We start from the raw sequence: 25,897 nt of genomic DNA, 5'->3' as shown, positions 1-25,897 counted from the left end.
ACCATGCAAACTCGTGACGATATTTTCAACACCCTGCGCGATGCCTTGGTGGAACTGTTTGAACTGCCGCCTGAGCGCGTCACCCTCGATGCCAACCTGTACCAGGACCTGGAAATCGACAGCATTGATGCCGTGGACCTGATCGACCACATCAAGCGCCAGACCGGCAAGAAGATCGCCGCCGAAGAGTTCAAAGCGGTGCGCACCGTGAATGACGTGGTAGAGGCGGTGTACCGTCTGGTCACGCCTGCCGCATGAGCCGGCTGATCGGCCTCGGCCTGTTGCTGGCGGGGCTGCTGTACCCCTTTGCGGTGTATTACGGCACCGAGCATTTTGCGCCGTGGCAATTCGGCTTGTTGCTGGGCAGCTTGTGGCTGTTGCGCGCACTCACCGGCGCACGGCGCCCTGGCAGCCGCTGGATGGCCTTGGCCGTGATCGTGTTTTGCCTGCTGCTGGCCTGGTTCGACAACCCGCACCTGCTGCGTTGGTACCCGAGCCTGGTCAGTGCGTTCATGCTCTCGCTGTTCGGCTTGAGCCTGAAATACGGCCCGCCGATGGTGGAGCGCCTGGCGCGCATGACCGACCCGGTGCTGCCGCCGCACGCCATTGTGTATACACGCCAGGTCACCGTGGTGTGGAGTGTGTTTTTTCTGTGTAATGGCCTGCTCGCCGCCGCGCTCACCCTGTGGGCGCCGCTGAGCTGGTGGACGTTGTACAACGGCCTGATCGCCTACGGGTTGATGGGCCTGTTGTTTGCCGTGGAATGGCTGGTACGACAAAGGGTTCGAGGCCGCGTATGAATGGGTTGAAACTTGAGCACTTGCTGCTTGAGCCGCTGGAACAGCGTTGGGTCACCACCGAACCTGCAATGAATCACGCCCAGTTGTGGGCACACGCCCTGAGCCTCGCGGCAGGCCTGCAGGCGCGCGGCATCCGGCGCCTGGCACTGCATCTGGAAGACGCCGGCCTGCTGGCGATTGCGCTGCTGGGCGCCTGGCGGGCCGGGGTCAGCGTGCTGCTGCCCGCCGACCTGCAAGCGCAAACCCGGCAACGCTGGGACACATCCGTCGATGCCTGGCTGACCGACGCGGCCGATCTCGACGCGCTCTACCAGGCCCCCTTGCCGCCGGCCGCCCTCGACCTTGACGCCTGCCAACTGAGCCTGTGCACCTCCGGGTCCAGCGGCGAGCCCAAGCGCATCGACAAGACCCTGCGCCAACTGGCCAACGAAGTCCAAGCGCTGGAAGCCCTGTGGGGCGCCGATCTTAAAGACGCGTGCATCATCGGCAGCGTCGCGACCCAGCACATCTACGGTTTGCTGTTCCGCGTGCTGTGGCCGTTGTGCGCCGGCCGCAGCTTTGCGCGCAAGCAACTGGCCTTTCCCGAGGATATGCAGCGCGCCAGCCGCGAGCACGCGCAATTTGCCTGGGTGGCCAGCCCGGCGTTGCTCAAGCGCATGGGCGACAACCTCGACTGGCCCGCGCTGAGCAAGGTGTGTCGAGTGTTTTCCTCCGGCGGCGCGTTGCCCGTCGAGGCCGCCGGAAGCCTTTACGACCGCCTGCAGCAGTGGCCAACGGAAATCCTCGGCAGCTCGGAAACCGGCGGCATTGCCTGGCGCCAAGGCGCGCAACCCTGGCAGCCGTTCGCCGATGTGCACCTGAGCCAGGATGCCGACGGCGCGCTGCGCATTGCCTCGCCCTACCTGCCCGCCGGGCATATCGAACAAACCGCCGACGCGGCGCGCATCCACGCCGATGGCCGCTTCGAGCTGCTTGGGCGCCTGGACCGCATCGTCAAGCTGGAAGAAAAACGCATCTCCCTGCCGATGCTCGAACAGGCATTGATGACCCACCCGTGGGTCGCCGAGACCCGCTTGGGCGTGGTGCAGGAGAACCGTGCCTCCCTCGGCGCGCTGGTGGTACTCAGCGCCGAGGGCCTGCATGCCCTGCGCAACCAGGGTCGTCGCACGCTCACCCAGACCCTGCGCCAGCACTTGAGCCAACATTGCGAAGCCCTGGCGTTGCCGCGCCGCTGGCGATTGCTGAGACAGTTGCCGCTGAACAGCCAAGGCAAACTACCCCAGGCCGACGTCGAGGCGCTGCTGCTGGCAGCCCGCCCGAAGGCGCCGGAAGTGCTGGAGCAGGTCGAAGCCGACGGCGAGTGGACCTTGCAACTGAGCGTGCCGCCGGACCTGGCCTACTTCAGCGGGCACTTCCCGGTCACGCCGGTGTTGCCCGGCGTGGTGCAGGTGGAATGGGCCTTCAACCTGGGCCAGCAACTGCTGGACCTGCCGCCAACCTTTGCCGGCATGGAAGTGCTCAAATTCCAGCAACTGGTACGCCCCGGCGACCGCATCGAACTGCACCTGCGCTTCGACGCAGAGCGCGGCAAGCTGTATTTCGCCTACCGCAATGGCGTCGCCGCCTGCTCCAGCGGCCGCATTCAGCTGGAGAAGGTTGATGGATAAGCTTCCGTGGCGAGCGGGCTTGCGGTGGATAACGGCCTTGCCGTGGCGAGCGGGCTTGCGGTGGATAACGGCCTTGCCGTGGCGAGCGGGCTTGCTGTGGCGAGCGGGCTTGCCCGCGTTGGGCTGCGCAGCAGCCCCAAAACTACCACCCGAAATTATCCTGACACTCCGCGGCGCCTGGATGGGGAGTGCTTCGCACTCCAACGCGGGCAAGCCCGCTCGCCACAGCAAGCCCGTTATCCACAGCAAGCCTGCTCGCCACAGGGATTGCAGCAATCACGGGAACTTCCAGTATGCATAACCCCTGCGCCTTGATCCCGGTCTACAACCATGAAGCCGCTGTGCCGGCCGTGATCCGCAGCCTGCTCAACAGCGGCTTGCCCTGCCTGTTGGTGGACGACGGCAGCAGCCCGGCGTGCGCGGCGGTACTGGCGCAGTTGGCGAGCCTGGATAACGTCACCCTGCTGACCCTGCCGAATAATCAAGGCAAAGGCGGCGCAGTCATGGCCGGCTTCCGCGAAGCCGCGCGCCTGGGCTACACCCATGCCCTGCAAGTGGACGCCGACGGCCAGCACGACCTGCGTGAAGTCGAGACCTTTATCGACACCTCGCGCCGGCACCCCGACGCAATCATCTGCGGCTACCCCGAATACGACGACAGCGTGCCCAAGGGCCGCCTGTACGCGCGCTACCTGACCCACGTGTGGGTGTGGATCAACACCCTGTCGCTGCAGATCCGCGACTCGATGTGCGGCTTTCGCGTGTACCCGCTGGCACCGGTACTGGCATTGATGGACTCAGCCTACATCGGCACGCGCATGGACTTCGACTCGGACATCCTGGTGCGCCTGGCCTGGCGCAACCAGCCGATGCGCTGGCTGCCAACCCAGGTGCATTACCCCGCCGACGGGCTGTCGCACTTCCGCCTGTTCCGCGACAACGTGCGCATTTCCGCCATGCACACCCGGCTGTTCTTCGGCATGTTGGTGCGTGCACCGATGATTTTATGGCGACGGTGGCAAGCATGAGCGACAGCAGCAAACACTGGGCCGACCGCGAGGAACGTGGCAGCTTCTGGTTGATGAAACTCACCGCCGTCGCCGCCAAGGTCCTCGGCCGCCGGCTGCTGAGCCCGGTGCTGTACGGCATCGTGCTGTACTTCTTCCTGTTCGGCCGCACCGCGCGCCAGAGCGCCTGGCAATACCAGCAGCGCCTGGCCGACTGGAGCGGGCGCGACGCGCTGCGCCCCACCCAGCGCAAAGTCTTCGGCCAGTTCATGGCTTTTGCCGACGCCCTGCTCGACAAGCTCGACGTGTGGAACGGCAAGCTGCGCCTGGAGCAGATCGAGATCAACGACCCGGCGCAATTACGCGGGCAACTGCGTGGCGAGCGCGGGCAGATGTTGGTGGGCGCACACCTGGGCAACCTCGAAGTGTGCCGCGCGCTGGCCGAAATCGGCGAGCAAGTGACCATGAATGTGCTGGTGCACACCAAGCACGCCGAGCGTTTCAACCGCCTGCTGGGCGAAGCCGGCGCGACCCACTTGCGCCTGATCCAGGTCAGCGAGCTGGACCCGGCCACCATGCTGCTGCTCAGCCAGCGCCTGGACGACGGCGAGTGGCTGGCGATTGCCGGTGACCGCGTGCCATTGCATGGCGGGCGCACGGTGCGCGTGGATTTTCTCGGCCATGACGCGGCCTTCCCCCAAGGCCCGTGGCTGCTGGCCGGCCTGCTCAAATGCCCGGTGAACCTGCTGATGTGCCTCAAGCACAACGGCCGCTATCGCCTGACGATTGAGCCGTTCGCAGCGTTGATCGAATGGAAACGCAGTACCCGCGAGCAGGTGATTGCCCTGTGGACCGCGCGCTACGCCGCACGCCTGGGCCAGTTCTGCCTGGAAGCGCCCCAACAATGGTTCAACTTTTACCCTTTCTGGAAGACCGATGACGACGCATCTTGAGCCAGTAACCTTTGGCGAACGCCCCCTGCGCATCGAAGACGTGCTGGCCCTGGCCAACCGTCAGGCGCCTACCCAGCTGCAAGGCGATGCCGCCTATCGCCAGCGCATCGCCAAGGGCGCGCAGTTCCTCGACTCGCTGCTGGACAAGGAAGGCGTAATCTACGGCGTCACCACCGGCTACGGCGATTCGTGCGTGGTGGCCGTACCGTTGCAGCACGTCGAGGCCTTGCCACGTCACCTGTACACCTTCCACGGCTGCGGCTTGGGCAAACTGCTTGACGCCCAGGCCACCCGCGCGGTGCTGGCCGCGCGGTTGCAGTCACTGTGCCATGGCGTATCCGGGGTGCGCGTGGAGCTGCTGGAGCGCCTGCAGGCGTTCCTTGAACACGATGTGTTGCCGCTGATCCCGGAAGAAGGTTCGGTGGGCGCCAGCGGTGACCTGACGCCGCTGTCGTACGTGGCCGCGACCTTGTCCGGCGAGCGCGAAGTGCTGTTCCGTGGCGAACGTCGCCAGGCCGCCGATGTGCACCGCGAACTGGGCTGGGACCCGCTGGTTTTGCGCCCCAAGGAAGCCCTGGCGCTGATGAACGGCACCGCCGTGATGACCGGCCTGGCCTGCCTGGCCTTCGCCCGCGCCGACTACCTGCTGCAACTGGCCACGCGCATCACCGCGCTGAACGTGGTGGCGCTGCAAGGCAACCCGGAACACTTCGACGAGCGCCTGTTCGCCGCCAAGCCGCACCCGGGGCAGATGCAAGTGGCCGCCTGGTTGCGCAAGGACTTGGCCATCGACGCACCGACCGCGCCGCTGCATCGCTTGCAGGATCGCTACTCGCTGCGCTGCGCGCCCCATGTGCTCGGCGTGCTGGCCGACAGCCTGAGCTGGCTGCGTTCGTTCATTGAAATCGAACTGAACAGCGCCAACGACAACCCGATCATCGACGCCGAAGAAGAGCGCGTGCTGCACGGCGGGCACTTCTATGGCGGGCATATCGCGTTTGCCATGGACAGCCTCAAGACCCTGGTGGCCAACGTCGCCGACCTGCTCGACCGCCAGCTCGCACTGCTGGTGGACGTGCGCTACAACCACGGCCTGCCGAGCAACCTGTCGGGCGCTCCGGCTGATCGCGCGATGATCAACCATGGCTTCAAGGCCGTGCAGATCGGTACCAGCGCCTGGACCGCCGAAGCGCTGAAAAACACCATGCCGGCCAGCGTGTTCTCGCGCTCCACCGAGTGCCACAACCAGGACAAGGTCAGCATGGGTACCATCGCCGCCCGCGATGCGATCCGCGTGCTGGAGCTGACCGAACAGGTCGCCGCCGCCACCCTGCTCGCCGCCAACCAGGGCGTGTGGTTGCGCGCCCAGGCCGAGGACGCGCGCCCACTGCCACCGGCATTGGCCAGCATGCACGCAGAGCTGGCCGAGGACTTCCCGCCAGTGATCGAAGACCGCGCCCTGGAAGGCGAACTACGCCTGTGCCTCAAGCGCATCGCCGAGCAACACTGGAGGCTGCATGCGTAGCCCAGGCGTGTTGCACTGCGACACTGAAATCCTCGTACCGTTTTTCGACGTCGACACCATGAACGTGGTGTGGCACGGGCATTACGTGAAGTACCTGGAAGTGGCGCGCTGCGCGCTGCTGGACAAGCTCGGCCACAACTACACGGCGATGCTCGAAGCCGGCTACGCCTGGCCGGTGATCGACATGCAACTGCGCTACGTGCGTGGCGCGGTGTTTGGCCAGACGATCAACGTGCGCGCCAGCCTGGTGGAATGGGAGAACCGCTTGAAGGTGAACTACCTGATCACCGACCTCGCCAGCGGCGAACGCCTGACCCGCGCCACCACCGTGCAGGTCGCCGTCGAAATCGCCAGCCGCGAGATGCAGTTGGCCTCACCCAAAGTCTTCACCGACGCCGTAGAGAGAGCCTTGAAATGAGATCCCCTGTGGGAGCGGGCTTGCTCGCGAAGGTCGTTAACGATAACGCTGGTCAACTGACACTGCGCGGCGCCCTCCGGCTCTTCGCGAGCAAGCCCGCTCCCACATTACTCGCGCTGTTCCTGTTGCTGGGTATTCCAGGATTCGCCCACGCCTTTGACCTGCAGCAACTCAGCGAACAGTTAGCCAAGCCCTCAGTGATCCACGGCAGCTTCACCCAGGAAAAACACCTGCGCGCCCTGCCCCAGCCCTTGGTCAGCAAAGGCACCTTCGTGCTCGCCAAAGACCACGGCCTGCTCTGGCTGCTCAAGACCCCGTTGCAACAGGACTACCGCATCAGCGCCCAAGGCATTGCGCGGCGTGACGCCACGGGCTGGCAATTGCTGCCGAACAAGAGTGCCGGAGCCGAACAGAATCGCCTGTTCCTTGCCGTACTGCAGGGCGACAGCAGCGGCTTGCAACGTGACTTCGAGCTGCAACTGCACGGCGAAGCCAGCCAGTGGAAGCTCACCCTGATTCCGCGCTCACTGTTGCTCAAACAGGTCTTCACCCAGATCAATATCGACGGCGGCGAGTTGGTGCAGACCATCGAACTGCTGGAAACCCAGGGCGACAGCACCGTGCTGCGCATGCAGGACAGCACGGCCAAACAGCCGCTGAGCGAAACGGAGAAACACAACTTTGCCCAGTGAGCGCCTGCTGCCCCGCCTGTTCCTGATCCTGCTGGTGGCCGTGCTGGCTTTGGCCGGCTGGCAATGGCGCCACGGTGCGCCGCTGTCGGCCAACCTGATGGAACTGGTACCGGGCAGCACGCCGGACGCCCTCGAGTTGCAAGCCGAACAGCGCATGCAGGAGCCACTCAACCGCGAAATGCTGGTATTGGTCGGGCACACCGACCGCCAGCAGGCCGTGGCCGTGGCGCAGCAGTTGGGCGAACGCTGGCAGGCCAGCGGCCTGTTTGAAAAGGTCCAGTGGAACTTGCAAGCCGACCTGCCGGCCTTGCGTGAGCAATTGCTGCGCGGCCGCCTGGCGATGCTCTCGGCCAAGGACCGCGAGCAACTGATCGAGCAGCCCGACGCGTTTATCCAGCAACGCGTGCAAGCACTGTTCGACCCGTTCACCGGCTTCAGCCTGGTGCCGAGCCAGGACGACTGGCTGGGCCTGACCGGGCGCATCCAGAACAGCCAGCCGCAGCACGGCTCGGTGCAACTGGATATCGGCAGCGGCGCGTTGATCGCCGACGCCGACGGCAAAAGCTGGGTGCTGCTGCGTGCGCGCACCACCGGCAATGCCTTCGATATGAAATTGCCGCTGCAAGTGGCGGATTTGCTCCAGGCCAGCCGCGCGCAAGCCGGCGAGCACGGCGCACAATTGCTCGCGGCCAGCGGCTTGCTCTACGCGGCCAACGGCCAACAGCAAGCCACCCGGGAAATCACCTGGGTCGGTGGCGGTGCCACGCTTGGCATCCTGTTACTGCTGTTGCTGGCGTTTCGCCGATGGCGGGTGCTGCTGGCCTTTGTGCCGGTGCTGGTGGGCATGCTGTTTGGCGCGGTGGCCTGTGTGGCGCTGTTCGGCCATATGCATGTGATGACCCTGGTCTTGGGTTCCAGCCTGATTGGCGTTGCCGTGGATTACCCGCTGCACTACCTGTCGAAAAGCTGGAGCATGAAACCCTGGCGCAGTTGGCCGGCGTTGCGCCTGACCCTGCCGGGGCTGAGCCTGAGCCTGGCCACCAGTTGCATCGGCTACCTGGCGCTGGCCTGGACGCCCTTCCCCGCCTTGACGCAAATCGCGGTGTTCTCCGCCGCCGGCCTGGTCGGCGCCTACCTTTGCGCCGTGTGCCTGCTGCCCGCGCTGCTCAAGGGCGTGGAGCTGCGCCCGGCGCAATGGCCGCTGCGCATCGCGCAAGGCTTGTGGCAGATACGCGCGGCGTTGCTGAAACGCGTGCCGAGTGCGGCGCTGCTGGCGCTGGTGCTGCTGTTTTGCGCCGGTGGCCTGTGGCAGCTGAACAGCAAAAACGACCTGCGCCAATGGATCGGCGCCCCGCCGCAATTGCTGCAAGAGGCCCAGGCCGTGGCGCGCATCACCGGGTTCCAGCCCACCAGCCAGTTCTTCCTGGTGCGCGCAGACAACCAGCAGCAGTTGCTGGAGCGCCAGGCCGCGTTGGCCCAGCGCCTGGATCAACTGGTGAATATGGACAAGCTGCAGGGCTACCTGGCGCTCAACCAACTGGTCAACCTGCCCGCCGAACAGCAGCAACTGCGCGAGGCGCTCAACAGCCTGGCGCAACATTGGCAACCGCTGCTGGACCTGGGCGTGCCCGCCAGCGCCCTGCAAGCCGAAGTCGCGCAACTGCAGGCGCTGCCCACCGAAGACATCGACGCCGCGCTGGTTGGCCCGTTGGCCGAGCCTTGGCGCACGCTGTGGCTCGGCCCGGTGGACGGCGGCGTGGCGGCGATGGTCAGCCTGCAAGGCCTGAACAACCCGGCGCTGCTGCGCGTGCAGGCGCTGGATCTACCCGGCGTACAGCTGGTGGATCGCCTGGGCGATTTGAACCGGGTGTTTGCCGACACGCAGATCAGCGCGGCTGAATTGAAGTTGATGTCGTGTGTGCTGATCGTGCTCTTGCTGATTGCGCCCTTCGGCGTTGGCGGTGCCTTGCGCATCGTCGCCCTGCCGCTGCTGGCCGCGCTGTGCAGCCTGGCGAGCCTGGGTTGGCTGGGCCAGCCGCTGACCCTGTTCAGCCTGTTCGGCCTGCTGCTGGTCACGGCCATCAGCGTCGACTACGCGATCTTGATGCGCGAGCAGATCGGCGGCCCCGCCGTGAGCCTTCTGGGCACACTGCTGGCGGCGCTGACGACCTGGTTGTCGTTCGGCCTGCTGGCGGTGTCCAGCACCCCGGCGGTGAGTAATTTCGGTCTATCGGTCAGCCTGGGCCTGGCGTTCAGCTTTATGCTGGCGCCCTGGGCCGGCCAACAGAAGCACGCCTTATGAATGTGATTATCGCCAATGCGGCAAGGAGCCCTCGTGCCCACAGTTGAAATGGAACGTCGCCAGGTCGTGGTAATCGGTGCCGGCCCGTCCGGAGCCATCGCCGCGGCGCTGTTAAAGCGCAACGGGCATGATGTATTGATCATCGAGCGCCAGCATTTCCCGCGTTTCTCCATCGGCGAAAGCCTGCTGTCGCACTGCATCGACTTTATCGAAGAAGCCGGCATGCTCGACGCGGTGCAGGCCGCCGGCTTCCAAGTGAAAACCGGCGCCGCGTTTGCCTGGGGCGAGCGCTACAGCGCGTTTGATTTCAGCGACACCTTCAGTAACGGCAAACCCACCACGTTCCAGGTGCAGCGCGGTGAGTTCGACAAGTTGCTGGCCGACCAGGCCGCGCTGCAAGGCGTGGAGATTCGCTACGGCGAAACCATCGTCGGCGTAGACTTCAAAGGCGAATGCCGGTACCTGCATGTGCGCCGCGAGAACGGCAGCGAATACCACCTCAAGGCCAAGTTCGTGCTCGACGCCAGCGGCTACGGCCGCGTACTGCCGCGCCTGCTGGACCTGGAGGCGCCGTCGAACTTCCCGGTACGCCAGGCGGTGTTCACTCACGTTGAAGACCGTATCGAACACCCAGGTTTCGACCGCACCAAGATCCTCGTCACCACCCACCCGACCCAGCGCGATATCTGGTTCTGGACCATCCCGTTCAGCAACGGGCGTTGCTCGGTGGGTGTGGTCGCGGCCAAGGAGCATTTCGACGGCCGCGACAGCGACCTCGACGCCTGCCTGCGCGGCTTTATCGACGAAACCCCAAGCCTGTCCGGCGTGCTGCACAACGCCGTGTGGGATACCCCGGCGCGCACCATCGGCGGTTACTCGGCCAACGTCAAAACCCTGCACGGCCCTGGCTTTGCGCTGTTGGGCAATGCGGCGGAATTCCTCGACCCGGTGTTCTCATCGGGCGTGACCATCGCCATGCGCTCGGCGAGCATGGCCGCCGGCCTGTTGCACCGTCAGCTGCAAGGCGAAACCGTGGACTGGCAAACCGAATTCGCCGAGCCACTCAAGCGCGGCGTCGACACTTTCCGTTGCTACGTCGAGGGTTGGTACGCCGGCACGTTCCAGGATGTGATTTTCCACCCGGGCAGCTCGCCGGACATTCGCCGCATGATCAGCTCGATCCTCGCCGGCTACGCCTGGGATGAGCGCAACCCGTTTGTCAGCGAGCCCAAGCGGCGGTTGCGGATGTTGTCGGAAATCTGTGCGAGTGAGCCGGTATGAGCAGCCCTGCCGTTGAAAAAAACTACCTGAGTAAAAACTACGTCGAAGAAACCAGATTCGGCTTCTGGTTCCTGCGCAGCCACACGTGGCAGCACCACGTGCTGCGCGTAGCGATCAATGACCTGCGCAGCCTGTTCAGCGAGCCGCTGCCCGAGGCGCCGGTATTGCTGGATGCCGGTTGCGGCCAGGGCAAGTCGTTCCAGTATCTGCAGCAAGTGTTCGCCCCCGAACGCCTGATCGGCCTGGATGCCGACCCCCACAGCCTGGCACTGAGCAAGGTCGAAGCCGCGCGCCAGGGCCTGGCCGTGGAGCTGATCGGCAGCGACTGCGCCACCCTTGAGGTGCCGGACGCCAGCGTCGATATCCTGTTCTGCCACCAGACCTTTCACCACCTGGTTGAACAGCAGCGCGCACTGCAAGAGTTCTACCGCGTGCTCAAGCCCGGCGGTTACCTGCTGTTTGCCGAATCCACCGAAGCCTATATCGACACCTGGGTGATCCGCTGGCTGTTCCGCCACCCGATGCATGTGCAGAAAAGCGCCGAAGAGTACCTGCAGATGCTGCGCGAACAGGGCTTCGAGTTTGGCGCACAGAACGTCTCGTACCCGTATTTGTGGTGGAGCCGTTCCAGCGATTTCGGCTTGCTGGAACGCTGGGGGTTGCGCAAGGCGCCGCCGGTGGGCCAACGCGAGGAAACCCTGGTCAATTGCGTGGCGCGCAAACCGCTGGCGAGCGCTGCACCATGATGCGCTTGCTGCTGATCAGCTGCCTGTTGCTGCTGAGTGCCTGCGCCAGCCAGGCGCCGCTGCCCGAGAAAATTCCGGCGCTGACGCTGCCGATGCAATTGCATGTGCAGCGCCAGGCCGATGGCCAGAGCCAGGACTGGCTGCTGGTGATCCAGCGCGAAGGCGCTGGCATTCGCTGGTCGATGATGGACCCGTTGGGCATCCCCCAGGCCCGGCAAAAATTGATCGATGGGCAGTGGCAGGCCGACGGCTTGCTGCCGCCCAACCCCCAGGCCCGCGAGCTGTTTGCCGCCTTGCTGTTCGCCCTGGCCTCGGCGGATGACCTGCGCGCGCTGTACCCCAACGCCCAGGCGCGCGACCTGACGCGCACGCTGCCGGGGCATTGGCAGATCGTGTATCAATCCTCGGAGGTGTTCAGCGTGAACATGGCGGGCCAGCCGTTGAGCTATCGAATCACGCCACTTGGGGCTGCCCGATGACGGCTTATCTGAATGCCCTCGGCGTGATCTGCGCCCTCGGCCGTGGCCAGGCCGACGTTAGCCGCAGCCTGTTTGCCGGCGACTGTTCAGGCATGCGCGCCGAAAGCGGCTGGGTGCCGGAGCGCGTGCTGCCGGTGGGCGGCGTGCGCGGCGAACTGGCGACCATCCCGCCCGAGCTGGGCCAACAAAGCAGCCGCAATAACCAACTGCTGCTGGAAGCCGCGTTGCAGATCGAGGGCGAGATCCGCCAGGCAATCGGCACCTACGGCGCCTCCCGGGTCGGCATTGTGCTGGGCACCAGCACCTCGGGTATCGACGAAGCCAGCCGCGGCATCGCCCATTACCTGCGCGACCAGCAGTTCCCCGGCGACTACGACTACCAGCAACAGGAACTCAGCGCGCCGGCGAATTTCCTCGCCGACTGGCTGCAATTGAGCGGCCCGGCCTATGTGATTTCCACCGCGTGCACCTCCAGCGCCCGCGCGCTGATGAGTGCCCAGCGCCTGTTGGATTTGGGCGTGTGCGACGCGGTGATCTGCGGCGGCGTCGACAGCCTGTGCAAGCTCACGCTCAATGGCTTCAGCGCGCTGGAAGCCGTGTCCAACAAACGCTGCAATCCATTTTCGGTGAACCGCGACGGCATCAATATCGGCGAAGCGGCGGTGCTGTTTCTGATGACTAAAGCGCCGGCGGCGGTTGCCCTGTTGGGCAGCGGCGCCAGTTGCGATGCACACCATATCTCCGCCCCCGAGCCGAGCGGCAAAGGCGCGTTGCAGGCAATGCGCAAGGCCCTGGCCAGTGCGAAACTTGCGCCCGAGCAGATCGGTTATCTGAACCTGCACGGCACCGCCACCCAACACAACGACGCCATGGAAAGCCAGGCCGTCGCCAGCCTGTTCCCGGGCGGCGTGGTGTGTTCGTCGACCAAACCCATGAGCGGCCACACCCTGGGCGCCGCCGGTGCGCTGGAAGCGGCGTTCTGCTGGCTGAGCCTGACCCACGGCCGTGTGCCGCCCCATGTGTGGGATGGCCAGGCCGACCCGGCGCTACCCGCCCTGCGATGGGCGCACACCGGCGACACCTTGGAAAAACGCTGCCTGATGAGCAACTCGTTTGCCTTCGGCGGCAATAACGTCAGCCTGATTATTGGAGAGGCCCCATGATCGATTGGCCACTCGCCGAACTGCTGCCCCATGCGGGCGACATGATCCTGATCGACCAGGTGCTGTCGTTTGATGAAGAGCAGATTCACACCCGCGCCACGGTCAAGCCCGGCGGGCTGTTCAACCGCCCCGACGGCAGCCTGCCGGCCTGGGTCGGCATCGAGCTGATGGCGCAAAGCGTCGCCGCCTACGCCGGTTGCCGCGCCCGCCAGCACGGCGCAGCGGTGGAGCTGGGCTTCCTGCTCGGTACACGCAAGTTCGAGTGCAACGTGGATCATTTCCCGGCAGGCACAGAGCTGACAATCCACGGCCTGCGCTCCCTGGAAGACGACAACGGCATGGGTGTGTTCGAATGCCACCTCACCGGTAGCGGTATCCAGGCCAGCGCCCGCTTGAACGTATTTCGACCGCCCCAGGCGGCCAACTATTTAGATGAATCGAAGGACGAAACGCCATGACTGAATCCGTACTGGTCACCGGCTCCAGCCGTGGCATCGGCCGCGCCATTGCCCTGCGCCTGGCCCAGGCCGGCCATGACATCGTGCTGCATTGCCGCAGTGGCCGCTTAGAGGCGGACGCGGTGCAGGCCGAAATCGAGGCCCTGGGCCGCCAGGCGCGGGTGCTGCAATTCGACGTGGCAGACCGGGCAACCTGCAAGCAAATCCTGGAGGCCGATGTGGAGCAGCATGGCGCCTATTACGGCGTGGTGCTGAATGCCGGCCTGACCCGCGACGGCGCCTTCCCGGCCCTGTCGGAGGACGATTGGGACGTGGTGATGCGCACCAACCTGGATGGTTTCTACAACGTGCTGCACCCGGTGATGATGCCGATGATCCGGCGTCGTGCCGCTGGCCGCATCGTGTGCATCACTTCGGTTTCCGGCCTGATCGGCAACCGTGGCCAGGTCAACTACAGCGCCTCCAAAGCCGGCCTGATCGGCGCGGCCAAGGCGTTGGCCATCGAGCTGGGCAAGCGCAAGATCACCGTCAACTGCGTGGCCCCCGGCTTGATCGACACGGCGATGCTGGATGAGAACGTGCCGGTGGAAGAGTTGATGAAGATGATCCCCGCGCAACGTATGGGTACCCCGGAAGAAGTGGCCGGCGCGGTGAATTTCCTGATGTCGGCTGAAGCCGGCTACATCACGCGCCAAGTGCTGGCCGTGAACGGAGGCCTGTGCTGATGAAACGCGTGGTAGTAACCGGCATGGCCGGCATGACCTCCCTGGGCGGCGATTGGGACACCATCGCGGCCAACTTTCGTGCTAACCGCAGCGGCATCCGCCGCATGGACGAATGGGACCGTTTCACCGAACTGAACACGCGCCTGGCCGGGCCGATTGATGATTTCGTGGTGCCTGCCCACTGGACGCGCAAGCAGCTACGCAGCATGGGGCGCGTGTCGCGCCTGGCGGTGTGGGCGGCGGAGCAGGCGTTGCAGGATGCCGGCTTGCTGGGCGACGAATCGATCAAGGACGGACGCATGGGCGTGGCCTGCGGTTCGTCCACCGGCAGTACCGACGAGATCAAGGCGTTCGGCAATATGCTGCTGAACTCGGTGGCCGAGGGGCTGAATGCCAACTCCTACGTGCGCATGATGCCGCACACCACAGCGGCGAATATCAGCATCTTCTTTGGCCTCACCGGGCGCTTGATTCCAACATCCAGCGCCTGCACCAGCGGCAGCCAGGGCATCGGCTATGCCTATGAGGCGATCAAGTTCGGCCGCCTGCCGCTGATGCTCGCCGGGGGCGCCGAAGAACTCTGCCCTACCGAAGCCATGGTGTTCGACGCGCTGTACGCCACCAGCCTGAAAAACGATGCCCCGCAAACCAGCCCACGCCCCTACGACAGTGGCCGCGATGGCCTGGTGATTGGCGAAGGCGGCGGCATGCTGGTACTCGAAGAACTCGAGCACGCCCTGGCGCGCGGTGCGCATATCCATGCGGAACTGGTCGGTTTTGGCAGCAACGCCGACGGCCAGCACACTACCCGCCCGGAGCAGAAAACCATGCGCCGCGCCATGGAGCTGGCCCTGGAAGATGCCGGGCTGGAGCCATCCGCCATTGGCTACGTGAACGGCCATGGCACCGCCACCGATCAGGGCGACATCGCCGAAACCCTGGCCACCAGCAGCCTGTTCGGCAGCCGCATGCCGATCAGCTCGCAGAAAAGCTTCCTCGGCCACACCTTGGGTGCGTGCGGCGCGCTGGAATCCTGGTTCAGCATCGAGATGATGAACCGCGACCAGTACGTGCACACGTTCAACCTGGACGCCGTCGACCCGCAATGCGGCGCGCTGGATTACCTGCAAGGCGGGTTCCGCGAGATGCACAACGACTATGTGATGAACAACAACTTTGCCTTTGGCGGCGTCAACACGTCGCTGATCTTTCGCCGCTGGTCCTGACTTTTTAATCGATTGGAGAATACGGAATGTCTTCCTTGCTACGCGCCACCCTGATCACCTTGGCCCTGCTGACCACCGCCGGTTGCACCAGCAAACCGGTGCTCAACACCCAGCACGACCTGCCGGCCAACACCCAGGCCAGCGAAGAAAAGATCAAAACGGTCATCATCAACGCCCTGCAAAAGCGTGAATGGACCGTGCAACGCCTGAGCCCGCAACTGGTGCAGGCCGAGATCACCGTGCGTAACCAGTTCTACGCGGCCATCGACATCCACTACACCCGCACCAGCTACGCCATCACCTACCGTGACAGCCGCGACCTGGGCTACAAGGACGGCAAGATCCATCGCAACTACAACCGCTGGATCAACATGCTGGACCGGGACATCCTGGCGGGCTTGCGCAACTACGGCGTGAATGAAGCGAATACTTCGCCGCAAAACTAATCGGCCCCGTACCTGTGGCTGCACGCGCTGAATGGCAAGCAGCCTTGTGTGGGGAGCGGGCTGTTGTGGCGAGCGGGCTTGCCCGCGTTGGGCTGCGCAGCAGCCCCATCAAGGCCCCCGCGTTCTAACAGACAGCTCACAGTGTCAGGTTTTGGGGCTGCTTCGCGGCCCAACGCGGGCAAGCCCGCTCGCCACAACAAGCTCGCTCGCCACAGCAGCCCCGTTCGCCACCAATAACTCCACAAACGCCTTCGCCATCGGCGTTTGCACGCCTTTGCGTTGTACCAGCCACACGGCCGTCACCGCCTCCTGATCGAGCAGGGTGCGGTACACCACGCCGTCGATGCGGATGCGCTGGTAGGACGCCGGCAACACCGACACCCCCAGCCCCGCCGCCACCAGACCGATGATGGTCATCGCCTCCCCGGCCTCCTGGGCAAAGTGCGGGCTGAAGCCGGCATCACGGGCCAGGTTGAGCAGTTGGGCATACAGGCCGCTGCCGTAGGTGCGTGGGAAAAACACAAAGGGTTCGTCAGCCAGTTGCGCCAGATGCAAGCCGCGCTCGCTGCCTTCCGCTAACGGGTGACCGGCGCTCAGCACTGCGACCAGCGGTTCACGCATCAACTCGATAACCCCCAGCGAGTCAGGCAACGGCAGCGGCCGCATCAGTCCCACCTGGATCGACTCATCCACCAGCGACTCGGCCACCTCGGTACTGCTCATTTCCTGCAAATTCAAATGCACTGCAGGGAAGGCCTGGCGAAACGCGAAGATCGCCTGGGGGATGCTGGAGTTGAACGGGGCCGACGAAGTGAAGCCGATCTTCAATTCGCCCAGTTCACCCAATTGCGCGCGGCGCGCCACGTCGGCGGCCTTGTCGACCTGGGCCAGCACCAATCGCGCCTCTTGCAGGAACAACCGCCCGGCCTCGCTCAGCTCAACCCGACGGTTGGTACGCTCAAACAAGCGCGCGCCCACCTCTTGCTCCAGCGCCTGGATCTGCTGGCTCAGGGGCGGTTGCGAGATGCCCAGCACCTGCGCGGCGCGGCCAAAATGCAGCTCTTCGGCGACGGCAATGAAGTACCGCAGATGACGTAATTCCATGCCAGCCTCATTAGGTCGTTAAAGCTATCAAACAGGTCGAACAATATATTGGAAAGAATCATTAGGCAGCTATATTCTTTTTTGCATTGCCCGCCCTGGCCGGCTTTCCCGCCCCGAGGTCCCCGTGAAATCTGCTGTCGCTCCACTCGCTCAAGAAGTCCCGCCCACCGCCCTCGATGAAGTCGTGGCGCAACTCAACGAGCAGTACATCGAAAAAGGCACGCCGATGTTCATGCGCACGGTGCTGGCGCTGTTCTCCGGCGGTTTTGCCACCTTTGCGCTGCTGTATTGCGTGCAGCCGATGATGCCCGCGCTGTCCCATGAATTTTCCATCAATGCGGCGCAAAGCAGCCTGATCCTGTCGGTGGCCACGGCGATGCTCGCCTTTGGCCTGCTGATAACCGGGCCGATTTCCGACACCCTGGGGCGCAAACCGGTGATGGTCGCCGCATTGTTCTGCGCGGCCCTGGCCACCATCGCCAGCGGCCTGATGCCGTCCTGGGAAGGTATCCTGCTGATGCGTGCGCTGGTGGGCCTGTCCCTGAGTGGGCTGGCCGCTGTGGCGATGACCTACCTGAGCGAAGAGATCCACCCGCAACACATCGGCCTGGCCATGGGCTTGTACATTGGCGGCAACGCGATTGGCGGCATGAGCGGGCGCCTGATAATGGGCGTGCTGATCGACTTCGTCAGTTGGCACACCGCAACGCTGATCATCGGCGCGCTGGCGCTGATCGCGGCCACGGTGTTCTGGAAGATCCTCCCGCAATCGCGCAACTTCCGCGCCAGCAGCCTCAAGCCGCGCAGCCTGGTGGACGGCTTTGTGATGCACTTCAAGGACGCCGGCCTACCGTGGCTGTTCCTCGAAGCCTTCCTGCTGATGGGTGCGTTCGTGACGATGTTCAACTACATCGGCTATCGCCTGCTTGCCGATCCGTATGACCTGAGCCAGGCGGTGGTCGGCCTGCTGTCGCTGGTGTACCTCTCGGGCATCTACAGTTCGGCAAAAATCGGCTCCCTGGCCGACCGCCTCGGCCGCCGCCGCGTGCTGTGGGGCACCATCGTGCTGATGCTCGCGGGCATGGCCCTGACCTTGTTCACCCCACTGTGGCTGGTGGTGCCGGGCATGCTGATCTTCACTTTCGGATTTTTCGGCGCCCACTCGGTGGCCAGCAGCTGGATCGGCCGCCGCGCGGTCAAGGCCAAGGGGCAGGCGTCGTCGCTGTATCTGTTCTGCTACTACGTGGGGTCGAGTATCGCGGGGACGGCGGGCGGGTTCTTCTGGCACTTCGGCGGGTGGAACGGGATTGGGGCGTTTATCGTGGCGCTGTTGATTGGCGCACTGCTGGTGGCGTTGAAGTTGGCGAAGTTGCCACCGTTGGGGCATGTGAAAGCCTGAGGCAATTTTGCTTTTAATGTGGGAGCGGGCTTGCTCGCGAATGCGCTGGTTCAGTCACGAATTTGTCGACTGACATACCACATTCGCGAGCAAGCCCGCTCCCACATTGGTTTTGCGTTTATTCGTGGTACTGCGCGGACAGCTCGTGCACCGCGCGCAGGAACGCGCCCGCATGCTCCGGGTTCACTTCAGGCGTAATGCCATGGCCGAGGTTGAACACATGCCCGGTGCCCTTGCCGTAGCTGGCCAGGATCCGGCCGACTTCGGTGCGGATGGCTTCCGGCTTGGCGTACAGCACGGTCGGGTCCATGTTGCCTTGCAGCGCCACCTGGTTACCGACGCGGCGGCGAGCTTCGCCGAGGTCGCAGGTCCAGTCCAGGCCCAGTGCGTCGGCACCGGCATCGGCGATGCTTTCCAGCCACAAGCCGCCGCCTTTGGTGAACATGATCACCGGCACTTTGCGCCCTTCGTGCTCGCGGATCAGGCCGCTGACGATCTTGCGCATGTAGGCCAGGGAGAACTCCTGGTACGCCGCCGCCGACAGGTTGCCGCCCCATGTGTCGAAGATCTGCACCGCTTGCGCGCCGGCCATGATCTGGCCGTTGAGGTAGCTGGTGACCGACTGTGCGAGCTTATCCAGCAGCAGGTGCATGGCTTGCGGGTTGTCGTAGAGCATGGCCTTGGTCTTGCGGAAGTCTTTCGACGAGCCGCCTTCGACCATGTAGGTGGCCAGGGTCCACGGGCTGCCGGAGAAGCCGATCAACGGCACGCGACCGTTCAGCTCGCGGCGGATGGTGCTTACGGCGTCCATCACGTAGCCAAGGTCTTTGTGCGGATCAGGGATCGGCAAGGCTTCGATATCGGCCAGGGTGCTGACGACTTTCTTGAAACGTGGGCCTTCGCCGGTTTCAAAGTACAGGCCTTGGCCCATGGCATCGGGGATGGTGAGGATATCGGAGAAGAGGATGGCCGCGTCCAGTTGTGGATAGCGGTCCAGCGGCTGCATGGTGACTTCGCAGGCGAACTCCGGGTTCATGCACAGGCTCATGAAATCGCCGGCGTTGGCGCGACTGGCGCGGTATTCCGGCAGGTAGCGACCGGCCTGGCGCATCATCCACACAGGGGTGACGTCCACGGGTTGCTTGAGCAGGGCACGAAGGAAACGGTCGTTCTTGAGGGCAGTCATGTCGGCATCCGCAAAAAAAGTGCGGGCATTTTCTCAGAGCGCGACGCAAAAGGCACGGAGTGAGCCGTGCCTTTTGTCTATCGGGTCAATTTGTCGCGGTAGCTTGAACACACCGCAAAACAAATGTGGGAGGGGGCTTGCCCCCGATTGCGCTAGTTCAGTCAATGAATCTGTTGACTGACACTCTGCTGTCGGGGGCAAGTCGAAGCGTCGAACCGCCCCTCCCACATTTTGATCCCATTCCAAGCCTGGGATCTGGATCAGACCTGCAAGTAATCCAGGATCCCTTCAGCCGCGTTACGGCCTTCGAAGATCGCGGTTACCACCAGGTCAGAGCCGCGCACCATATCGCCGCCGGCGAAGATTTTCGGGTTGCTGGTCTGGTGCTTGTACTGGCCTTGTTCCGGGGCAACAACGCGGCCCTGGCTGTCGGTCTGGATTTCGAACTGCTCGAACCACGGCGCCGGGCTTGGGCGGAAACCGAAGGCGATCACCACGGCGTCGGCCGGGATGATTTCTTCGGAACCCGGGATCGGCTCAGGGCTGCGACGGCCACGGGCATCCGGCTCGCCGAGACGGGTCTCGACCACCTTCACGCCTTCAACGCGGTCTTCACCGACGATAGCGATCGGCTGGCGGTTATAGAGGAATTTCACGCCTTCTTCCTTGGCGTTCTTCACCTCTTTGCGCGAGCCCGGCATGTTGGCTTCGTCACGACGGTACGCACAGGTCACCGACTTGGCGCCCTGGCGGATCGAGGTACGGTTGCAGTCCATCGCCGTGTCACCACCGCCCAGCACCACGACCTTCTTGCCTTTCATGTCGACGAAATCTTCCGGCGACTTTTCAAAGCCCAGGTTGCGGTTGACGTTGGCGATCAGGAAATCCAGAGCGTCGTAAACGCCCGGCAGGTCCTCACCGGCGAAACCGCCCTTCATGTAGGTGTAGGTGCCCATGCCCATGAACACGGCATCGTATTCTTCGAGCAGCTGCTCCATGGTGATGTCTTTGCCGATTTCGGTATTGAGACGGAACTCGATACCCATGCCGGTGAAGACTTCACGACGATGGCTCAGCACGGTTTTTTCCAGCTTGAACTCGGGAATGCCGAAGGTCAGCAGACCACCGATTTCCGGGTTCTTGTCGAACACCACCGGGGTCACGCCGCCACGCACCAGCACATCGGCACAGCCCAGGCCCGCCGGGCCCGCGCCGATAATCGCGACGCGCTTGCCGGTCGGCTTGACCTTGGACATGTCGGGGCGCCAGCCCATGGCGAACGCGGTGTCGGTGATGTACTTCTCCACCGAACCGATGGTCACCGCGCCGAAGCCGTCGTTGAGGGTGCACGCACCCTCGCACAGACGGTCCTGCGGGCACACCCGGCCGCACACTTCCGGCAGGGTGTTGGTCTGGTGCGACAGCTCGGCGGCCGCGAGGATGTTGCCCTCGGCCACCAATTTCAGCCAGTTCGGAATGAAGTTGTGCACCGGGCACTTCCATTCGCAATACGGGTTACCGCAACCCAGGCAGCGGTGGGCCTGGTCGGCCGAGTGCTGGGGTTTGAAGGGTTCGTAGATCTCCACGAACTCTTTCTTGCGTTGACGCAACAGTTTCTTCTTCGGATCTTTGCGCCCGACATCGATGAACTGGAAGTCGTTATTCAGACGTTCAGCCATGTTAAAACCTCATCAAACTCTTCAGGCGCATATCACTGCGGGTTGGCACGGATGCTGGAAAGCAACGATTTCAGGTTGGCAGCCTTGGGCTTGACCAGCCAGAAACGACGCAGGTAGTCATCGAGGTTCTCGGCGAGGTTACGACCCCATTCGCTGCCGGTTTCCTCGACGTACTCGTCCAGCACGTGCTGCAAGTGGTTCCGGTAGGATTCCATGGCTTCGCCGCTGATCCGCTGGATCTCGACCAACTCGTGGTTGACCTTGTCGACGAAGGTGTTGTCCTGGTCGAGCACGTAGGCGAAACCGCCGGTCATGCCTGAACCGAAGTTGTAACCGGTCTTGCCCAATACCGCGACAAAGCCACCGGTCATGTACTCACAGCAGTGATCGCCGGTGCCTTCCACCACGGTGTGGGCACCGGAGTTACGCACGGCGAAACGCTCACCGGCAGTACCGGCGGCGAACAGCTTGCCACCGGTGGCACCGTACAAGCAGGTGTTGCCGATGATGGCACTGTCCTGGGTCTTGTAGATGCTGCCTTTAGGCGGAACGATCACCAGCTTGCCGCCGGTCATGCCCTTGCCCACGTAGTCGTTGGCGTCGCCTTCCAGGTACATGTGCAGGCCGCCGGCGTTCCACACGCCAAAGCTCTGGCCCGCAGTGCCCTTGAAGCGGAAGGTGATCGGCGCCTTCGCCATGCCCTGGTTGCCGTGCTTGCGCGCGATTTCGCCGGAGATGCGTGCGCCGATGGAACGGTCGCAGTTGCAGATATCCAGGGCGAATTCGCCACCGCTGGCGTCATTGATCGAGGAGCCGGCCATGTCGACCATCTTCTCGGCCAACAGGCCTTTGTCGAACGGCGGGTTGCGCTCCACACCGCAGAACTGCGGTTTGTCAGCCGGGATGTGATCGCTGCCCAACAGCGGCGTCAGGTCCAGGTGGTGCTGCTTGGCGGTCTGGCCCTGAAGGATTTCCAACAGGTCGGTACGCCCGATCAACTCTTCCAGCGAACGTACGCCCAGCTTGGCCAGCCACTCACGGGTTTCTTCGGCGACGTAGGTGAAGAAGTTCACCACCATGTCGACGGTGCCGATGTAGTGATCCTTGCGCAGCTTCTCGTTCTGGGTGGCCACGCCGGTAGCGCAGTTGTTCAGGTGGCAGATGCGCAGGTATTTGCAGCCCAGGGCGATCATCGGCGCGGTGCCGAAACCGAAGCTTTCGGCGCCGAGGATCGCGGCCTTGATCACGTCGAGGCCGGTTTTCAGGCCGCCGTCGGTCTGTACCCGCACCTTGCCGCGCAGGTCGTTGCCGCGCAGGGTCTGGTGGGTTTCGGCCAGGCCGAGTTCCCACGGCGCACCGGCGTACTTGATCGAGGTCAGCGGCGAGGCGCCGGTGCCGCCGTCGTAGCCGGAGATGGTGATCAGGTCGGCATAGGCCTTGGCCACACCGGCGGCGATGGTGCCTACGCCGGCTTCAGCTACCAGTTTCACCGAGACCAGCGCCTTCGGGTTGACTTGTTTCAGGTCAAAAATCAGCTGCGACAAGTCTTCGATCGAATAAATGTCGTGGTGCGGCGGAGGCGAAATCAGGGTCACGCCTGGCACTGCGTAACGCAGCTTGGCGATCAGACCGTTGACCTTGCCACCTGGTAGCTGGCCGCCTTCACCGGGCTTGGCGCCCTGGGCTACCTTGATCTGCAGCACTTCGGCGTTGACCAGGTATTCCGGGGTCACACCGAAACGGCCAGTCGCAACCTGCTTGATTTTCGAGCTCTTGATGGTGCCGTAGCGCGCCGGGTCTTCGCCACCTTCGCCGGAGTTGGAACGCGCACCCAGGCGGTTCATGGCTTCGGCCAGGGCTTCGTGAGCCTCCGGCGACAAGGCGCCCAGGGAAATACCGGCGGAGTCGAAGCGCTTGAGGATCGATTCCAGTGGTTCGACTTCGCTGATGTCCATCGGCGTGTCCAGGGTCTTCACCTTGAACAGGTCGCGGATCATCGACACCGGGCGGTTATCCACCAGCGAGGTGTATTCCTTGAACTTGGCGTAGTCGCCCTGCTGCACAGCGGCTTGCAGGGTGTTGACCACGTCCGGGTTGTACGCGTGGTACTCGCCACCGTGCACGAACTTGAGCAGGCCGCCTTGCTGGATCGGCTTGCGCGCGCTCCAGGCTTCGGCCGCCAGGGCTTTCTGCTCGGCTTCGATATCAACGAAACGCGCGCCCTTGATGCGGCTCGGCACGCCACGGAAGCTCAAGTCGCAGACTTCTTCGGAGAGGCCGATGGCTTCAAACAACTGAGCGCCGCGGTAAGACGTGACCGTGGAGATGCCCATCTTCGACAGGATCTTCAACAGGCCCTTGGTGATGCCCTTACGGTAGTTCTTGAACACCTCATAGAGGTCGCCCAGCACTTCACCGGTGCGGATCAGGTCGCCGAGCACTTCGTACGCGAGGAACGGATAAACCGCCGAGGCGCCAAAACCGATCAGCACCGCAAAGTGGTGCGGGTCGCGGGCGGTAGCGGTTTCCACGAGGATGTTGGAGTCGCAACGCAGGCCCTTTTCGGTCAGGCGGTGGTGCACCGCGCCGGTGGCCAGGGAGGCGTGGATCGGCAGCTTGCCCGGGGCAATATGACGGTCGGTCAGCACGATCTGGGTGCGACCGGCACGCACAGCTTCTTCGGCCTGGTCGGCGACGTTGCGCACAGCGGCTTCAAGGCCGAGGCTTTCGTCGTAGTTCAGGTCGATGATCTGGCGGTCGAAGCCCGGGCGATCCAGGGTCATCAACGAGCGCCACTTGGCCGGCGAAATCACTGGTGAGCTGAGGATCACGCGGGAAGCGTGCTCAGGCGATTCCTGGAAGATGTTGCGCTCGGCACCGAGGCACACTTCCAGGGACATCACGATGGCTTCGCGCAGCGGGTCGATCGGTGGGTTGGTCACCTGGGCGAACTGCTGGCGGAAATAGTCGTACGGCGTGCGCACGCGCTGGGACAGCACGGCCATCGGCGTGTCGTCGCCCATCGAGCCGACGGCCTCGTAGCCTTGCTCGCCGAGCGGGCGCAGCACCTGGTCGCGCTCCTCGAACGTGACCTGGTACATCTTCATGTACTGCTTGAGCTGGTCCACGTCATAGAAAGCCGAACCGTGGTCGTTGTCTTCCATGGTCGCCTGGATGCGCAGGGCGTTCTTGCGCAGCCATTGCTTGTACGGGTGGCGCGACTTCAAGCGGTTGTCGATGGCGTCGGTGTCGAGGATCTGCCCGGTTTCGGTGTCCACCGCCAGGATCTGGCCTGGGCCGACACGGCCTTTGGCGATCACGTCTTCGGGCTTGTAGTCCCACACGCCGATTTCCGACGCGAGGGTGATGAAACCGTTGGTGGTGGTGACCCAACGCGCCGGGCGCAGACCGTTACGGTCGAGCAGGCACACGGCGTAGCGGCCGTCGGTCATGACCACGCCGGCCGGGCCGTCCCACGGCTCCATGTGCATCGAGTTGTACTCGTAGAACGCACGCAGGTCCGGGTCCATGGTTTCGACGTTCTGCCACGCAGGCGGAATGATCATGCGCACGCCACGGAACAGGTCGATGCCGCCGGTGACCATCAGCTCGAGCATGTTGTCCATGCTGGAGGAGTCGGAACCCACACGGTTGACCAGCGGGCCGAGTTCTTCCAGGTCCATCAGATCGTTGGCGAACTTGGTGCGACGGGCCACGGCCCAGTTGCGGTTGCCGGTGATGGTGTTGATCTCGCCGTTGTGGGCGAGGAAGCGGAATGGCTGGGCCAGCGGCCATTTCGGCAGGGTGTTGGTGGAGAAGCGCTGGTGGAACACGCAGATTGCGGTTTGCAGGCGCTCATCGCTCAGGTCTGGATAGAAGGCGGTCAAATCCGCCGGCATCATCAGGCCTTTATAAATGATGGTCTTGTGGGAAAAGCTGCAGATGTAATGTTCAGCGTCTGCGGCGTTGGCCACGGACGAGCGACGACGCGACGTGAACAGCTTGATCGCCATGTCCTGGTCGCTCAAGCCGTCGCCGGCGATAAACACTTGCTCGATCTGCGGCAGGCGCTCCAGGGCCAGGCGGCCGAGCACGCTGGTGTCGATCGGCACTTTGCGCCAGCCGACGAGCTGCAGGCCGGCGGCCAGGATCTCGCGGTTCATGTTTTCGCGAGCGGCCTCGGCTTTTACCGGGTCCTGGTTGAAGAACACCATGCCCACGGCGTACTGCTTGGGCAAATCGGCGCCAAAGGTTTCCTTGGCGATTGCGCGCAGGAACTGGTCGGGCTTTTGAATCAGCAAGCCGCAACCGTCACCGGTTTTGCCGTCGGCGTTGATCCCACCGCGGTGGGTCATGCAGGTCAGGGCCTCGATGGCCGTTTGCAAAAGGGTATGACTGGGCTCGCCCTGCATATGGGCTATCAGGCCGAAACCGCAGTTATCCTTGAATTCATCGGGTTGGTACAGACCTGCTTTCATAGACACTTTCTCACCAGGCTGCCTCTTATACCGAGGCAAATTTCTTTTCAATTCAACCGGTTACCTTCCACGCCGAACGTACGCCGGCTTAGCGGGGGCAAAAGGGAGGTCATTGTACACACCGACACAGACGCTCACAAATTTAGCGACGAAATGTCGCAAA

22 protein-coding genes are annotated in these 25,897 nt (G+C 63.7%); 18 read left to right on the top strand and 4 right to left on the bottom strand.

Features of this window, described 5'->3' with window-relative positions; translation table 11 throughout:
• The first annotated feature begins 3 nt into the window (after positions 1–3).
• From CXQ82_RS02265 to CXQ82_RS02180, 17 genes are all read left to right on the top strand, one after another.
• The gene (locus CXQ82_RS02265) at positions 4–258 is read left to right on the top strand and encodes an acyl carrier protein (RefSeq protein WP_016979215.1); all 255 of its coding nucleotides are present in this window, start codon (positions 4–6) and stop codon (positions 256–258) included.
• The gene (locus tag CXQ82_RS02260; protein ID WP_101265752.1) at positions 255–800 is read left to right on the top strand and encodes a hypothetical protein; all 546 of its coding nucleotides are present in this window, start codon (positions 255–257) and stop codon (positions 798–800) included. The genes CXQ82_RS02265 and CXQ82_RS02260 overlap by 4 nt, the downstream gene beginning before the upstream one ends.
• Positions 797–2,467: an acyl-CoA synthetase family protein gene (locus CXQ82_RS02255; RefSeq protein ID WP_101265750.1), complete on the top strand. Its 1,671-nt coding sequence runs from the start codon at positions 797–799 to the stop codon at positions 2,465–2,467. Before CXQ82_RS02260 ends, CXQ82_RS02255 begins: the two co-directional genes overlap by 4 nt.
• 293 nt (positions 2,468–2,760) lie before the next feature.
• The gene (locus CXQ82_RS02245) at positions 2,761–3,495 is read left to right on the top strand and encodes a glycosyltransferase family 2 protein (protein WP_101265748.1); all 735 of its coding nucleotides are present in this window, start codon (positions 2,761–2,763) and stop codon (positions 3,493–3,495) included.
• Positions 3,492–4,427 carry a glycosyl transferase gene (locus tag CXQ82_RS02240; protein WP_101265746.1) on the top strand — a complete coding sequence of 312 codons (936 nt, stop codon included), beginning with the start codon at positions 3,492–3,494 and terminating at the stop codon, positions 4,425–4,427. Before CXQ82_RS02245 ends, CXQ82_RS02240 begins: the two co-directional genes overlap by 4 nt.
• Entirely contained in the window at positions 4,411–5,952 is a 1,542-nt protein-coding gene (hutH, locus tag CXQ82_RS02235; protein WP_101265744.1) for a histidine ammonia-lyase, read from the top strand. Before CXQ82_RS02240 ends, hutH begins: the two co-directional genes overlap by 17 nt.
• Positions 5,945–6,370, top strand: a complete 426-nt coding sequence (locus CXQ82_RS02230) for a thioesterase family protein (protein ID WP_101265742.1) — start codon at positions 5,945–5,947, stop codon at positions 6,368–6,370. Before hutH ends, CXQ82_RS02230 begins: the two co-directional genes overlap by 8 nt.
• Positions 6,367–7,062: an outer membrane lipoprotein carrier protein LolA gene (locus tag CXQ82_RS02225; RefSeq protein WP_101265739.1), complete on the top strand. Its 696-nt coding sequence runs from the start codon at positions 6,367–6,369 to the stop codon at positions 7,060–7,062. The genes CXQ82_RS02230 and CXQ82_RS02225 overlap by 4 nt, the downstream gene beginning before the upstream one ends.
• A complete protein-coding gene (locus CXQ82_RS02220; protein ID WP_101265737.1) occupies positions 7,052–9,364 on the top strand; it encodes an MMPL family transporter in 2,313 nt (770 codons plus the stop codon). The genes CXQ82_RS02225 and CXQ82_RS02220 overlap by 11 nt, the downstream gene beginning before the upstream one ends.
• Before the next feature lie 33 nt (positions 9,365–9,397).
• A complete protein-coding gene (locus tag CXQ82_RS02215) occupies positions 9,398–10,645 on the top strand; it encodes an NAD(P)/FAD-dependent oxidoreductase (RefSeq protein ID WP_101265735.1) in 1,248 nt (415 codons plus the stop codon).
• Positions 10,642–11,391 (top strand): class I SAM-dependent methyltransferase, encoded by a 750-nt coding sequence (locus CXQ82_RS02210; RefSeq protein ID WP_101265733.1) that lies wholly within the window; start codon positions 10,642–10,644, stop codon positions 11,389–11,391. The genes CXQ82_RS02215 and CXQ82_RS02210 overlap by 4 nt, the downstream gene beginning before the upstream one ends.
• Positions 11,388–11,870, top strand: a complete 483-nt coding sequence (locus CXQ82_RS02205) for a hypothetical protein (RefSeq protein ID WP_101265731.1) — start codon at positions 11,388–11,390, stop codon at positions 11,868–11,870. Before CXQ82_RS02210 ends, CXQ82_RS02205 begins: the two co-directional genes overlap by 4 nt.
• Positions 11,867–13,033: a beta-ketoacyl-[acyl-carrier-protein] synthase family protein gene (locus CXQ82_RS02200; protein ID WP_101265729.1), complete on the top strand. Its 1,167-nt coding sequence runs from the start codon at positions 11,867–11,869 to the stop codon at positions 13,031–13,033. Before CXQ82_RS02205 ends, CXQ82_RS02200 begins: the two co-directional genes overlap by 4 nt.
• Positions 13,030–13,491 carry a hotdog family protein gene (locus CXQ82_RS02195; protein WP_101265727.1) on the top strand — a complete coding sequence of 154 codons (462 nt, stop codon included), beginning with the start codon at positions 13,030–13,032 and terminating at the stop codon, positions 13,489–13,491. Before CXQ82_RS02200 ends, CXQ82_RS02195 begins: the two co-directional genes overlap by 4 nt.
• Complete coding sequence (fabG, locus tag CXQ82_RS02190; protein ID WP_101265725.1) at positions 13,488–14,216, top strand: 3-oxoacyl-ACP reductase FabG; 729 nt, start codon at positions 13,488–13,490, stop codon at positions 14,214–14,216. Before CXQ82_RS02195 ends, fabG begins: the two co-directional genes overlap by 4 nt.
• On the top strand, positions 14,216–15,442 hold the full coding sequence (locus CXQ82_RS02185) for a beta-ketoacyl-ACP synthase (RefSeq protein ID WP_101265723.1): 1,227 nt from the start codon (positions 14,216–14,218) through the stop codon (positions 15,440–15,442). The genes fabG and CXQ82_RS02185 overlap by 1 nt, the downstream gene beginning before the upstream one ends.
• A 26-nt stretch (positions 15,443–15,468) precedes the next feature.
• Positions 15,469–15,888, top strand: coding sequence for a hypothetical protein (locus tag CXQ82_RS02180; RefSeq protein ID WP_101265721.1), 420 nt, complete (start codon positions 15,469–15,471; stop codon positions 15,886–15,888).
• 144 nt (positions 15,889–16,032) lie between these two features.
• Here CXQ82_RS02180 and CXQ82_RS02175 read toward each other — a convergent pair whose 3' ends face one another.
• Positions 16,033–16,992 carry a LysR family transcriptional regulator gene (locus CXQ82_RS02175; RefSeq protein ID WP_256581873.1) on the bottom strand — a complete coding sequence of 320 codons (960 nt, stop codon included), beginning with the start codon at positions 16,990–16,992 and terminating at the stop codon, positions 16,033–16,035.
• A gap of 124 nt (positions 16,993–17,116) precedes the next feature.
• On the opposite strand from CXQ82_RS02175, the gene CXQ82_RS02170 reads away from it, so the two are divergent.
• Entirely contained in the window at positions 17,117–18,391 is a 1,275-nt protein-coding gene (locus CXQ82_RS02170) for an MFS transporter (protein WP_101265719.1), read from the top strand.
• 118 nt (positions 18,392–18,509) lie between these two features.
• On the opposite strand, the gene hemE is transcribed toward CXQ82_RS02170, so the two are convergent.
• The 3 genes from hemE to gltB form a co-directional block, all read right to left on the bottom strand.
• Entirely contained in the window at positions 18,510–19,577 is a 1,068-nt protein-coding gene (gene hemE / locus CXQ82_RS02165; RefSeq protein WP_032893941.1) for a uroporphyrinogen decarboxylase, read from the bottom strand.
• Positions 19,578–19,837: 260 nt separating this feature from the next.
• A complete protein-coding gene (locus tag CXQ82_RS02160; RefSeq protein ID WP_101265717.1) occupies positions 19,838–21,256 on the bottom strand; it encodes an FAD-dependent oxidoreductase in 1,419 nt (472 codons plus the stop codon).
• Between the two features lie 32 nt (positions 21,257–21,288).
• Entirely contained in the window at positions 21,289–25,734 is a 4,446-nt protein-coding gene (gltB, locus tag CXQ82_RS02155) for a glutamate synthase large subunit (RefSeq protein ID WP_101265715.1), read from the bottom strand.
• Positions 25,735–25,897: the final 163 nt, after the last annotated feature.

The organism is Pseudomonas sp. S09G 359 (assembly GCF_002843605.1).
In the GTDB taxonomy this organism is placed as follows: domain Bacteria; phylum Pseudomonadota; class Gammaproteobacteria; order Pseudomonadales; family Pseudomonadaceae; genus Aquipseudomonas.
Note: the sequence above shows the minus strand (reverse complement) of the source record. Positions and strands in the feature narration are given on the sequence as shown.